At 37.7% G+C, this 11,001-nt stretch carries 15 protein-coding genes and 2 pseudogenes; 9 read left to right on the top strand and 8 right to left on the bottom strand.

Annotation, left to right across the window (positions count from 1 at the left end; all coding sequences use genetic code 11):
- Positions 1–194 (bottom strand): annotated as a pseudogene (locus tag WIW52_RS04795) (DUF929 domain-containing protein); the annotation flags it as partial.
- A gap of 289 nt (positions 195–483) precedes the next feature.
- On the opposite strand from WIW52_RS04795, the gene WIW52_RS04790 reads away from it, so the two are divergent.
- Both WIW52_RS04790 and WIW52_RS04785 read left to right on the top strand, forming a co-directional pair.
- Positions 484–822: a hypothetical protein gene (locus WIW52_RS04790; protein WP_337708960.1), complete on the top strand. Its 339-nt coding sequence runs from the start codon at positions 484–486 to the stop codon at positions 820–822.
- Between the two features lie 5 nt (positions 823–827).
- Entirely contained in the window at positions 828–1,076 is a 249-nt protein-coding gene (locus tag WIW52_RS04785) for a hypothetical protein (RefSeq protein WP_337708958.1), read from the top strand.
- An 87-nt stretch (positions 1,077–1,163) separates the two neighbouring features.
- Here WIW52_RS04785 and soxC read toward each other — a convergent pair whose 3' ends face one another.
- From soxC to soxA, 3 genes are read right to left on the bottom strand one after another with little or no spacing between them, the layout of a single operon-like run.
- Positions 1,164–2,834 (bottom strand): proton pump complex cytochrome B SoxC, encoded by a 1,671-nt coding sequence (gene soxC, locus WIW52_RS04780; RefSeq protein WP_337708957.1) that lies wholly within the window; start codon positions 2,832–2,834, stop codon positions 1,164–1,166.
- Positions 2,827–4,398 (bottom strand): cbb3-type cytochrome c oxidase subunit I, encoded by a 1,572-nt coding sequence (locus tag WIW52_RS04775; RefSeq protein ID WP_337708955.1) that lies wholly within the window; start codon positions 4,396–4,398, stop codon positions 2,827–2,829. Before WIW52_RS04775 ends, soxC begins: the two co-directional genes overlap by 8 nt.
- Complete coding sequence (gene soxA / locus WIW52_RS04770; RefSeq protein ID WP_337699229.1) at positions 4,399–4,863, bottom strand: proton pump complex quinol oxidase subunit SoxA; 465 nt, start codon at positions 4,861–4,863, stop codon at positions 4,399–4,401.
- Between the two features lie 313 nt (positions 4,864–5,176).
- On the opposite strand from soxA, the gene WIW52_RS04765 reads away from it, so the two are divergent.
- The 6 genes from WIW52_RS04765 (at position 5,177) to WIW52_RS04740 (ending at position 8,408) form a co-directional block, all read left to right on the top strand.
- Positions 5,177–6,160: a Rieske 2Fe-2S domain-containing protein gene (locus WIW52_RS04765; protein WP_337708953.1), complete on the top strand. Its 984-nt coding sequence runs from the start codon at positions 5,177–5,179 to the stop codon at positions 6,158–6,160.
- A 112-nt stretch (positions 6,161–6,272) separates the two neighbouring features.
- On the top strand, positions 6,273–6,464 hold the full coding sequence (locus WIW52_RS04760) for a hypothetical protein (RefSeq protein WP_337699234.1): 192 nt from the start codon (positions 6,273–6,275) through the stop codon (positions 6,462–6,464).
- 33 nt (positions 6,465–6,497) lie between these two features.
- On the top strand, positions 6,498–6,932 hold the full coding sequence (locus WIW52_RS04755; RefSeq protein ID WP_337708951.1) for a hypothetical protein: 435 nt from the start codon (positions 6,498–6,500) through the stop codon (positions 6,930–6,932).
- Between the two features lie 44 nt (positions 6,933–6,976).
- Positions 6,977–7,366: a hypothetical protein gene (locus tag WIW52_RS04750; RefSeq protein ID WP_337708962.1), complete on the top strand. Its 390-nt coding sequence runs from the start codon at positions 6,977–6,979 to the stop codon at positions 7,364–7,366.
- Between the two features lie 240 nt (positions 7,367–7,606).
- Positions 7,607–7,927: a hypothetical protein gene (locus WIW52_RS04745; RefSeq protein ID WP_337699242.1), complete on the top strand. Its 321-nt coding sequence runs from the start codon at positions 7,607–7,609 to the stop codon at positions 7,925–7,927.
- A gap of 1 nt (position 7,928) precedes the next feature.
- The gene (locus tag WIW52_RS04740; RefSeq protein ID WP_337708950.1) at positions 7,929–8,408 is read left to right on the top strand and encodes a hypothetical protein; all 480 of its coding nucleotides are present in this window, start codon (positions 7,929–7,931) and stop codon (positions 8,406–8,408) included.
- Positions 8,409–8,413: 5 nt separating this feature from the next.
- Here WIW52_RS04740 and WIW52_RS04735 read toward each other — a convergent pair whose 3' ends face one another.
- The 4 genes from WIW52_RS04735 to WIW52_RS04720 form a co-directional block, all read right to left on the bottom strand.
- A complete protein-coding gene (locus tag WIW52_RS04735) occupies positions 8,414–8,944 on the bottom strand; it encodes a class I SAM-dependent methyltransferase (RefSeq protein WP_337708949.1) in 531 nt (176 codons plus the stop codon).
- A gap of 68 nt (positions 8,945–9,012) precedes the next feature.
- A complete protein-coding gene (locus WIW52_RS04730; protein WP_337708947.1) occupies positions 9,013–9,459 on the bottom strand; it encodes a phosphate-starvation-inducible PsiE family protein in 447 nt (148 codons plus the stop codon).
- Positions 9,460–9,500: 41 nt separating this feature from the next.
- Complete coding sequence (locus tag WIW52_RS04725; protein ID WP_337708945.1) at positions 9,501–10,034, bottom strand: hypothetical protein; 534 nt, start codon at positions 10,032–10,034, stop codon at positions 9,501–9,503.
- Between the two features lie 146 nt (positions 10,035–10,180).
- The gene (locus WIW52_RS04720; protein WP_337708943.1) at positions 10,181–10,795 is read right to left on the bottom strand and encodes a maleate cis-trans isomerase family protein; all 615 of its coding nucleotides are present in this window, start codon (positions 10,793–10,795) and stop codon (positions 10,181–10,183) included.
- A gap of 120 nt (positions 10,796–10,915) precedes the next feature.
- On the opposite strand from WIW52_RS04720, the pseudogene WIW52_RS04715 reads away from it, so the two are divergent.
- Positions 10,916–11,001, top strand: a pseudogene (locus WIW52_RS04715) (IS1 family transposase); the annotation flags it as partial.

Genomic DNA, 11,001 nt, shown 5'->3' with positions numbered 1-11,001 from the left:
ACAATATTCGGTGATGACGCATAGTCCTGATTTGAGACCTTAACAAAATGTAGGAATGGAAATGATTCGCTTGCCTGGGTTGTAGGAGGCTTTATGGAAGGTAAGATTATTAGAAAAGCTAATATTACTACGAATATGATGAAAGGTATATATATGAGCTTACTCTCCTTTTTACTCTTCTTTGATTTAGCCATCAATGATATCTCTTAGCATAGTTACTAAAACTTTTTCCTAAAACACACATAGTCCAGAAGCTTAATACGACCAGAAGATTCACCTTTTATTTAAAGTTTAATTAGCTTCATGAAATATTTTATTTCAATAAAAGGAGTACAATTAATAATTTTTCTTTTCTGACAAAGAATAATTTTTGATAAAGAGGAAAAAATATATGAAGACATCTGAATCTGTGTTATGTTGAAGTTAATACTTATTTTTGATTAAGTTATAAGGACATATTATAGGAGAAAAGGATTACGATTCTTGAGTTCCATAAGCAAGATAGGAAAGTCAACGTTCACAGTTCTTACTGCATATTATTTAAATTCATTAGAGATCCCTTTTTTGATAGAAGAGCTAGATCCCTTCCAGACAGTTAGAGTTCTTGTCGACGATGAGTTCGATATTGTGGATTATTTTAATATAAACAAGTACCTATATTCTGATTCTTTTCTAGAAATAGACGAGGATAAGTCTCGAATTATATGTAATAGCTCTATTTGGAATATACTTATTTCAGACTTGCTCACAAACATTGACCCACAGGCTAATTCAATAAAGTTTCAAGACCACATAACCACTGAAAACATTAATGTGTCTTGACAGACATGACCAGACTTTCCGAAACTATAGAATATGCAAAAAAGTGGAATGAGGGTGACAGAGTCTTAATTGTTAACATGATACCATCAGAAAATATATCCCTTGTAGAAGATCAAGTTTTAGAATTGATATATGAGGAAGGAGTTTTCAAAAAAGCTTTCGTATTCCCTTATGATGAAAGGATAAAATACCTAGATCCTGATAAGTTAGAGTGGTTTAAAGGAGCATTATCTAGAATTCTACTTTTGAGATAAGAAAGAGACAATCATATTTCTCCTTTGTTTCTCAATATTTTAAGAAAAAGAAAAAAATACTCAACTTACAATTTTCAACTGCTCAGCTTATTTTACATATATTATATAATGATATAATTGAAGGGCCCCTCCGAATAGCATTAATATCACTCCTAAGTCCATACCGGCATATGTTGCTTGAGGACCTACTGAAGGTAGAGTCCACATAAGACCGGCCAAAATAGCTACTACAATTAGAATAACTACTATCCCAACAAACGCAATGTCTTTCCTCTTATACCCACCTCCCATGGAGGTTGTTGTGCTTTCGTTCCTTATTATCGCCCTACCGAGCTTGTAGACCCATATGAAAGTGAATATACCAAGTGGGATCAAAGCAATAAGGTTCACTAGAACTGGTTGTTCGAAGAAGTTTACTAAAGTTCCCGTAAAAGCTAAACCGGCTACAGAGCCCATTAACACGGTGAAAGGCGACATCTTAAGAGACTTGATAGAGCTGAACCAAGTTCCTTTACTTACATCGTTTTTATCCCTTCTTCCCCAGAATAACACTACAAGTCCTACTATTACCGCCGGGGGGCCTAACAGTTCTACTTGTTGATCGAAGGGAGCTGGGACACCAGGTTGGTAATAACCCCAGATACTGAGTTCTATTAGATATATCCACGCTAGAGTCATTACCCAGACCCAGAACTTCCTATTCCTTAAATACATCCACTGGCTGTTTTCATAAAACGGCAGTAACATTACAACGAGTAACATGAACACTAAGGCTGCAATTACCATGGCTGGAGTTAAGGGTTGACCATTTGGTAATTCGAAGTCAACAAACTTGTACAAGAATAGGAAGAACCAAGGCGGATAAGGCTGCACTCCAGATGCTTGTGGAGTACCGGCTTGCGGTGCAGGGTAAGGGTTAATAACTATCGGTAAGCCGTTTATATTTGCCAACAAATTAGGCACGAAGAGTATAACTCCCCATGTAGTAAGGACTATTGATAACATATACACTACGTTTCTAGGCCACCACTCGTTAAACTTACTCCATTCCTCCTTTGTATAATAAGCGGGAACCTTAGACTTCTCTTTCTTAGACGGAGTCATACCGTATCTTTCAGAGAGCATGAAGTGGAATCCGAATAAGGCTCCTATTAAGAAGACTAATACTATGTGCCAACCAAGTAATCTATCGAATAGTTCAGCTCTAGTTAAGGGACTACTTGAAATCGATGCTAACGCACCTGGTCCAAATAGCCAGTTAACAATTACGGTCGCACCAGGGAACCCAGTACCCACCATCAACTCACTTCCTATGTCTACTGCATTTACTCCGAGCACATCGCTAACTAGACTGTACCCGAAAAATGATGCACCTAGTGTTAGGAGTAACAAAAGGACTCCAGTAACCCATTGTAACTCTCTTGGCTTCTTGTAAGCCCCTACGTAAAAGTTCCTGAACATGTGAATGTATGCTAGAACTATCATTATATAAGAGCCGTAAAGGTGACTGAAGAGAAGTACTGGCCCATACGGTACGTGGTATATTATGTTCATTGTAGACTGATACGCGTAAGACGGCTGATAGTAGAGTAGTAAGAGCAATCCAGTAATAACTGTATAAATAAATGCGCCAGCAACCATAGCCCCTAACCAATAGGAAGGATTATACATATAGTCAGGGGTCTTAAAAAACGGAGCCTCTTTAACACCGACCCTATCTAAAATGTCCTCTACTAACCCTCTTTCCTTCTCAGCCATCCACTTTCACCTCTTTTCCTATATTCATTGAAATCGAGGTTGAAGTCTGAACAGAAACATCTGTACCGACAGTTACTTTTCTCATTACATAATCACCTATTGCAGAGGAAATAGCTAATACTAATCCGGGTATTCCTATTTCCGCTAAGAGGGAAATAGCTAAGTTAAACGGTTCGAAAATTGCTAGATATGCGATAACTCTCCTGAGCATTCCTAGGTATCCTTCCACAGACATTAAGTACCCTATCGTCATAAAAGGAACCGTCCAGAGTAGAATACCTGTTGTGATTAATCTAGAAGCTATCTTCGAGTAGTCAAAATTGACATTACTGGATTTCAGGAGATCTAGGAATACCCCTGTAAAACCTACAATTATCAGCGTCCATATTATTAAATGGAAGTGTCCTACTATAAAATATGAATTGTGAATTATGGGATTAACTATGTCGAACGGTTGAGGTAATGCTTGAACACCTCCCAGAATAAATCCTATGAATGCTATCAGGAACGACATACTTATCGGGTCTTTGTAATTGTATCCATTCGAAAGGAGGACAGTAAGACCTAGATTAAGCACGGTTAAACCTGAACCAGCAGCAAGGATCAAGGTAGCGAAGTTAGCCCATAACCTCAGGACGACTGGTAGAGGGAAAGTTTGCAGGTGGTGAACCCATATCAACATCGAACCTATCGCGAGTAGGTATATGTTCATCCTAGCCCACTTTTCGCTGTATAACTCTCTTCCAGCAGCTTTGGGTATATAGTAATATAAGGCTCCAAACAGTGGGAACGGGACGTAATATACTACCGGATGACCGTAGAACCAGAAGAGGATTAGCCAAAGCAATGAGTCAACCGGGATCCCAGCTAAGAAATACAGTGCATACCATAACTCTGCAGCACTTAGAGCTGGCATGGTTAAGGCTATTATTGCTGCAAAAGCTACACCGTAAGCAGCGAATATATTCAGCTTCTGGTTCTTAGGTTTAGTAGCGTATGCGTCAGCGAGGAGGATAATCGGTATTATAGTACCTCCTATGGAGTTGATAGCTAAAGCAATGTAGGCAAGTCCTATTAGGACTGGGGATTGATATATCAGGAAAGCTTTGAAGACACTGTTCTCCTCTATTGCAAGAGGTGGATACATATACCAGCTCATGTCAGGACCACCTAAAAGCGCGAAGACTAGAGCTAAGTTAGATGCCCAGAACAAGTACGCAATTCTTTTTGCATTTACTGTTGATAACCCGCTTTTATACATGGAAAATGCTATTACGGCAAACGCAGCGTCAGGAACAACACCGAACATTGCACTCCATCCGTGTAACGTGAGAGATAAATAGTACGTGGGGCCAATTCCTGCCGAGTTATCGGGATAAACAAGATACGTCCTCATATTCATAGCAGCCATTCCTACAATTATCAGCCAGCCCACAGTACCGAGTGTGAAAAGCCAGACTACTCCCAACGTGTCTTTTGGTAGTGCAAAACTCTTTAATTTACCGAGGAAAACAGATATTTCTTTCTTAATTTTTTCAAATTGGATAGCAAGAGTGTAAGCCATTTAAACCACCTCCAGAACTCCGGTCATATTTGTTGAAAAAGCGTAACCCGCGTATTCGGGTTCATACCACGTATAGTTACCTTGTGTAGTAGGTGCAACGAAGTATACGTAACTCGGTATTCCGGGTACTGCATTAACGTTTATGACACCATTAGGTAAACGTAAGTATATCCCGGTTATAACTTGCGGCGAGTTAATGATCAGAACTATTTGTTGTCCGGGGGTGACTTTGATTAGGTTAGGCGAGTAATAGTATTGATAAGCTGTCATATTAACTACGAGAATGCCGTCGACGACTTCGGAAGTATGGTTTACTGGAGGATGTGCATTGAAATATGTTACAGCCTCCTGAGCTTGTTTGGGCATACCACTGTAAAGTGGTAAACCATATCTGAAGCTTACATTAGTGCCTGCCTGAATTTGGACTATCTCCCATGAGAAATAACCTAGACTTATTGCAAGCATAACGATAAACCATACCGTTTCGGCTTCATGTTTTATTTTATCAGCTAGTGTTATACTCGTTCACCTAAATTCTATTGTAATTATCATTATATTTAACTTTTTCTGTGATTTATTTATTTTTGAAATTTAGTTTATATAAATAAAATAATTTAGCATTATAAATGTAAATTTAACATAGTTTAATCTGTGTATTAAAGATTTACATTAAACATTATGAATAGTTTTAATCATCAATAAGAACAATATTGTAAGTTTGTAAAGATATAAAATAAAAATTTAAAGATTTCAACTATAACTAAATTTGTGAAAAGAAATGAAACCTTTCGTTCTCAAAAGGGATGACCTAATATTTTTACACCGTCTCATTTATAAAATGAGGAATCCACCTACAAAATTCGACGAGAAAGCGTTCATAAAGAAAGGGAGAGACTATCTTTTTAAATATGCTGAAGACAACGTAGGCCCGTTAAGCCCCGAGAGGAGGATGTTCTTAAAAGGACTACTAATAGGAATAGGAGCATTGGCGGTGGTTTCCGTACTACCCGTTCTCGGTTACTTAAACCAACCGGAAATTACACTTAAGGATTTTCCGTGGATGATAGTAACAGACTCAGACGGAAACCCAATAGAGGCCTCTAAGCTACCAGTAAACAACCCAGCGATTTTAGTCTTTCAATACCCTATGCAGGGCGATATAACTTTCTTGATAAACATTGGTGATAAGAACGGAAACCCAGTGGCGGTACCGTCTACAACTGTTACAATCCCAGAAAATGGTGCAACGTATACTTTTCCAGGAGGAGTAGGGCCAAATAAGTCAATTGTAGCTTATAGTGCTATATGTCAACATCTAGGCTGTATTCCTCCAGAAATCCATTATTATCCGCCTAATCTAGTTCAGCCAAATGGACCTTTCCCTAACTACATCCCCTCTGATGTATACAACATAATCGTATCCCAAGGCATTAATTACGGGGTTATACATTGTGATTGTCATGGCTCCACTTACGATCCATATAAAGGTGCTAATGTAGTGACTGGACCGACTGTAAGACCCTTGCCTTACGTTCAACTCTATTGGGACCCAAACACTGACTATCTTTATGCCGTTGGTATGAACCCTAACGCCCCTGTTATTTTGGGCAGGAGTAATGATTTGTCTGGGTTCGCAACTCTTTCAAGCTACGACGAGAACACAGGGTGTAGTAAGTTGCTACTGCAAAAAGGACAGACTCCAACGAATTGTTACACAAGGTTATTAACAAGTTTTGGAAATCCGTTCCAACAGCAGGGGTGATAAAATGACCAAGTTGGGTCTTTTCGTTCTCGGATTAATCTTCGGGGGAACTATTGCAATGGCACTATTTATAGCGTATAATATAATCTGGGAGACCTTCCCGGTGAAATAAATGAATAAGAGTTTATTTGTTTACACCTTGTTAGCCTCTCTAGGATTCATCTTTTTTGTGTTCTTATCAATTCCCTTTAACTTCTTTACAAACAATACTGTTGGTGTTGAGTCAGCTACGATCTTTGCAGCCGGATTTTACATGCTCTTCGCTTCGCTTCTATTTTTATACCTATTTAGAAAGTTAAGGTAAAATTTTTTAATTACACTTGTATAGTATTTTTTGATGAGTGTAACAAATTTTATAAATAGAACCATAAGCTTAATGTATTCTGAAAATTACATCCTAATGCCTACCATATTCCAACTTATAGTTCTCATCGTACTTTACAGTGCAGGAATGGCAATCCCTATCTTTAACTTAGGGCTTGTAGGTAATGCGATAACAGCCCATATATATGGTGCGGCAATTGTTGTAATACTAAGCTTTTTCATATTTGCTGCTGCGATGCGCAGTAATAACCTTAAGTTGAAAGCTCTAGGATTACTTAACGTTTTATTCTGTATATTTGCTGCATTTGAGGGATTATTCTATTTCGGCGGTTATACAGACCCTATGTATGCATTAATGATGGGTATCGGATTTTTAGGTGTGCTATTTTCATCTACGGCGATCACCGTGGAAGTAACCCAGAAGAGCCAACATTATATGAGTATATAGCTAAACTTTTTTAACTATTAATTATTAACATAATTTTGATAAGTATGGCACTCTATCAAAGATCAAGAATAGTAACTATATTTGCAGGCTTAGAACTCCTTTCTTTAACGTTTCTTTTCGCTTTCGGTTTAGCCACTCTACTTTATGATAAATTTCCTTTAATTAACGCTTATCAATCAGCACTATTATCGCTCCACATAAGTTTCGCAATGCTTACGGCTTTTCTGGGTGTTGCGTTATTTGCTTTAGGGACGATAAGTAAAGACAAAGTGCTTTTTTACCTATCAACCGCCAATATCCTTTTTATAGGAATAGCTGCAGCCGGAGGTTTATTGTTCTACTCGAGCCTAGACCCGATATACTCTTATATAATGGCCCTGAGTTTCGTGGGATCTTTCTTTAGTACTACAGGGTTTTTCTTCAAATCGCTATAAAATCCGAACTTTTTTATTTATTCTAAATTTTTTACTGTGTCTCCACCCCTCCTGTTTTAACTGTAACTGCTTCTGGGTTGATACTGCAAATTGGACTTCACAAACGAGTTTTTGGAGCCAGAAGATTATAAAAACTACTATCTTTTTGCTTGATGTTTAAGTAAATAAGTCTTGTTTTTTAATAATATTAGACTAATTTCAAAGATATATTTTTAAAGCCTAAATTCAAAATATTAATAAATGTCACAAATTACTTTCCAAAAAATACCAGGTTTATTGGCAGTTTACCGTTTTAGCGGTGAACACTTGGAGAAGATTTATGGAATGGACATCACTAAAGTGGACTTATCTAAGTTAGCTAAGATACTTAAGGAAAACATGGAAATAGGAAAAGAAGAGGCTAAGAGACTTAAGCTATTAGACCCCTTATTAGGATATGCCATGATAGTCGATGATTTAGGACTTGCGGTAATTAAGGACATGGTATATTTTGTAAGGGCTAAGGAGACTAACTGGGACTATGTAATAAAATTCGCAATCGAGAATAGCGGAGGTGTTTAACGTGACTTTCAAGGGTTATGTTGGACATATCAAATTTGACGACCAGGGAAATGTGGTAGAAAGTAAGAACGTGGAGAATCCAAAGGAGTGGGCTGAGATAATAAAGTTCAACGTCAAGAAGGGTAATGAGGAAGCAAGGGAATTAGGTTTCGGCCGCATGAACGGTTTCGCCATGATCGGAAAGGATTACTCCCTTACTTTCATGAAGAACGGAGCTTACTTAGTTAAGACAAGAGAAGTAGACTGGCATGACCTATTCGTAAAGTACACGTATTCTTATACCACACTAATTACGGGCTTATTCCTTACTATTCTGTCGATAATAATATTCCTGATAGACGTAACGCCCGCCATTAATTATATACCTTACTTTAACCAACTTGCACCAGAGCCTAAATTTTTCATTCCTATACTCATCCTTCTAGTTGGAGTAGTACTCTTAGGTATCTCTAAATCTAAGTTTAACTATAGGCTGGAGTGACGAAGTTAACTAATTTTTTCCCATTTACTAAAAGATAACGCATTTGCTTCAGTATATTCTACAAGTTTAAATTTCCCCTCTTCCATCTCCTTTCTTATCTTCCCTCTAGTCATTATAGGATCTACTATTAGAACAGTACCTTGACCTTCAAGAACTCTCCTTATCTCATAAACAAGTACTTTCATTATCTCTCTTTTTAGGTTGTAAAAGTACATTACGCTGTAAACTAGAGAGAAACTATTATCCTTAAAGGGGATTTGAGGGAGACCATAAAACAAATTCACTCTGGCACCATACTTTCTTATCAATCTCTCAGCCTCATCCTTCTTGAAATACTTCCAGTCGTCAACTCCGCTTATCTCCTTATTAAGTTCTAAGGAAAGATAAATAGGGATCAAACAGTTACCCGGAGCTATGTCCAGAATCCTCTCTTTTTTTATGTCAATCATTGAGGAAAGTTTCCTCGCAATATATGCCTCTTCATCTATCGTAATGCCCATCCTTAATACGGGTTGGAAGTCATTTACGTCTATCATAATCATTAACATTGTGGTGATTAAATTAAAGCTTTTTAATATAATTTAACAAAAACGGAAAACTGCACCTAATGTTTACGCCCTTTTTTCGTGAGCCTGAAGGAGATCAGGAACCTACTGAGTGCTACGAGCAGGATTATGGAGGCCAAGTATAAAAGATCAGACATGCTGCTCACTCCGTTGATTAATTCGATGATGACCTCCCTTAGGACGAAGCTCATGGTAGCGTCCATAACGTATACTACACTCCTCCCTCTCCCTTTTCCAAAGTCTACTATACTTTGAAATAGCTCAAGAAGTACTACAACAAGAAACGCGTTACCGACAAGTCCGAATATCTCGCTCAGCAGGCCTGAAGGAATTAACAAGAAAATATCTATTACTGTGTACACTATAACTATTCCTATGGCTACAAGTAGAATAACCTCTATGATCTTTGCAATGTATTGGACAATCTTCTCTTCGGGTAAATAGAAATGAAATCTCCTTTTTGTACCCTTACTTTCGCCTTTCACTTCATTCACTGTTAACAGTCTCGATATAAAAAGTGAGTGCATTACTCCGACAGCAGATACACTACTTCTTCAAGTTTGTAGGTCAAGTTTAAGTAGGGTACTATGTGTTCTTTTACGATATGTTCGGGGAAGTTAAATCGGTCTTTAAGTTCTTTTATTTCCTTTCCAAACAGCTTATGTTTTATAGACGGATTATAAACTAAATTAGTGGTAATAGTAACTACCGTCTTGCTAGTTATCTCTTGTGACATAATTTGCATATTAAGTTCAAAAGTGTTTTCATCGTCTTTACCTTTATACTGAACTCCACCGGTAATTATTTCAGGCCCTTTTAATGTCCCGATTAGAGTTTTAATACCGGTGTCTGGAGTGCCGAAAACATATAAGACTTTGTAGAGATTGGGGATTTTATCTTTAAGTGCTTGCGAAGGACTTACAAACCTACCGAGGTTATCATCATAAGCTTGAAGAATTACAAAGTGGGAGATAACCCCACTAAGTCTAAAAGGATCAGTAAAGATTTTCATGATTTCAGATCTAGGTGAATTGAGAGTGAGCCTAACGGAATTTAGCATATATTTCGCTATTTTAATTTCTTGTATATAAACATTATTATCCTAAATTCAATATGTTTAAAAGTAAGTGAAAGCTCTTTAATTTCAAATAAGAATTGATTATTAAGGTAACTGACTATTATAAATAACTTTACTCCAATATAATTCTAAATGTTAATCCCTGGAATTCTCCCTTTTATTCTTAATTTTCTTAATGATCCCCACATAGTAGCTGTGTTTTCAGATATCACCGGCATACCTAGATCTTCATATAAATAAGTCACTGCCTCATAAGTAGACAAAGCAGTACATGCTATGTACACCGCGTCAGCATTAATCACCCTATCTATATTTCTCTTAACCAGTCTATACACCGTGAATACGGGAGTGTTTGAAATATCAACGCCTTTTGCCTTACCCAAACCGTCGTAGCCTATTACTTCAAAGCCCTTAGACCTCCAATATTCGACCTCTTCCAACGTCCTTTCCTTAACGTACGGAGTACCTACCCATATTTTCTTCACTTTAAGTTCCTTTAATAATCCGTATACCTCCTCCTCGGGTATTATGACTTCTTTTTTTATTGCCTTCCTGATTACATCAGCGTGTTTATGGGTCCCGTATGTTCTACCGTATACAATAATGTCAGACACCTCCTCGAGTAAAGAAGAAACATATTTTAATTCCCTTTCGAACTCCTCAACGTTTTCAGGCTCACATCCCCTTGTGGGCTTCATCCTGGTTGAGTGAATTGTCACCCCTTCTGGAGCCATTTTCCACATATCATACTCCATTGCAGCGTTATTTGCGGGTAAAATTAGGCCAATTCTTCCTCTTCCTCCGGGGAGTGTGGAGATAGTGTCGTCATTAAGTTATTTATATTTGTATAACGAGTATTACTTATGGGTAGGAAGCCTGTATTTAGGAAAGACGTTTCTTGTCCCTCTTGTGGTAGTCATCATGTTGTTAAGTGTGGTAGGCCTTTGGG

The organism is Stygiolobus sp. RP850M (assembly GCF_037389295.1).
In the GTDB taxonomy this organism is placed as follows: domain Archaea; phylum Thermoproteota; class Thermoprotei_A; order Sulfolobales; family Sulfolobaceae; genus Stygiolobus.
This window is presented reverse-complemented; position numbering and strand designations above follow the sequence as displayed.

Excerpts from the sequence above, each read along its gene's own strand:
- WIW52_RS04785 (WP_337708958.1), top strand. The coding sequence starts at position 828 with ATGACCAGACTTTCCGAAACTATAGAATATGCAAAAAAGTGGAATGAG.
- soxC (WP_337708957.1), bottom strand. The coding sequence starts at position 2,834 with ATGGCTGAGAAGGAAAGAGGGTTAGTAGAGGACATTTTAGATAGGGTC.
- WIW52_RS04775 (WP_337708955.1), bottom strand. The coding sequence starts at position 4,398 with ATGGCTTACACTCTTGCTATCCAATTTGAAAAAATTAAGAAAGAAATA.
- soxA (WP_337699229.1), bottom strand. The coding sequence starts at position 4,863 with ATGCTTGCAATAAGTCTAGGTTATTTCTCATGGGAGATAGTCCAAATT.
- WIW52_RS04765 (WP_337708953.1), top strand. The coding sequence starts at position 5,177 with ATGAAACCTTTCGTTCTCAAAAGGGATGACCTAATATTTTTACACCGT.
- WIW52_RS04760 (WP_337699234.1), top strand. The coding sequence starts at position 6,273 with ATGAATAAGAGTTTATTTGTTTACACCTTGTTAGCCTCTCTAGGATTC.
- WIW52_RS04755 (WP_337708951.1), top strand. The coding sequence starts at position 6,498 with ATGAGTGTAACAAATTTTATAAATAGAACCATAAGCTTAATGTATTCT.
- WIW52_RS04750 (WP_337708962.1), top strand. The coding sequence starts at position 6,977 with ATGGCACTCTATCAAAGATCAAGAATAGTAACTATATTTGCAGGCTTA.
- WIW52_RS04745 (WP_337699242.1), top strand. The coding sequence starts at position 7,607 with ATGTCACAAATTACTTTCCAAAAAATACCAGGTTTATTGGCAGTTTAC.
- WIW52_RS04735 (WP_337708949.1), bottom strand. The coding sequence starts at position 8,944 with ATGATAGACGTAAATGACTTCCAACCCGTATTAAGGATGGGCATTACG.
- WIW52_RS04725 (WP_337708945.1), bottom strand. The coding sequence starts at position 10,034 with ATGCTAAATTCCGTTAGGCTCACTCTCAATTCACCTAGATCTGAAATC.
- WIW52_RS04720 (WP_337708943.1), bottom strand. The coding sequence starts at position 10,795 with ATGTGGAAAATGGCTCCAGAAGGGGTGACAATTCACTCAACCAGGATG.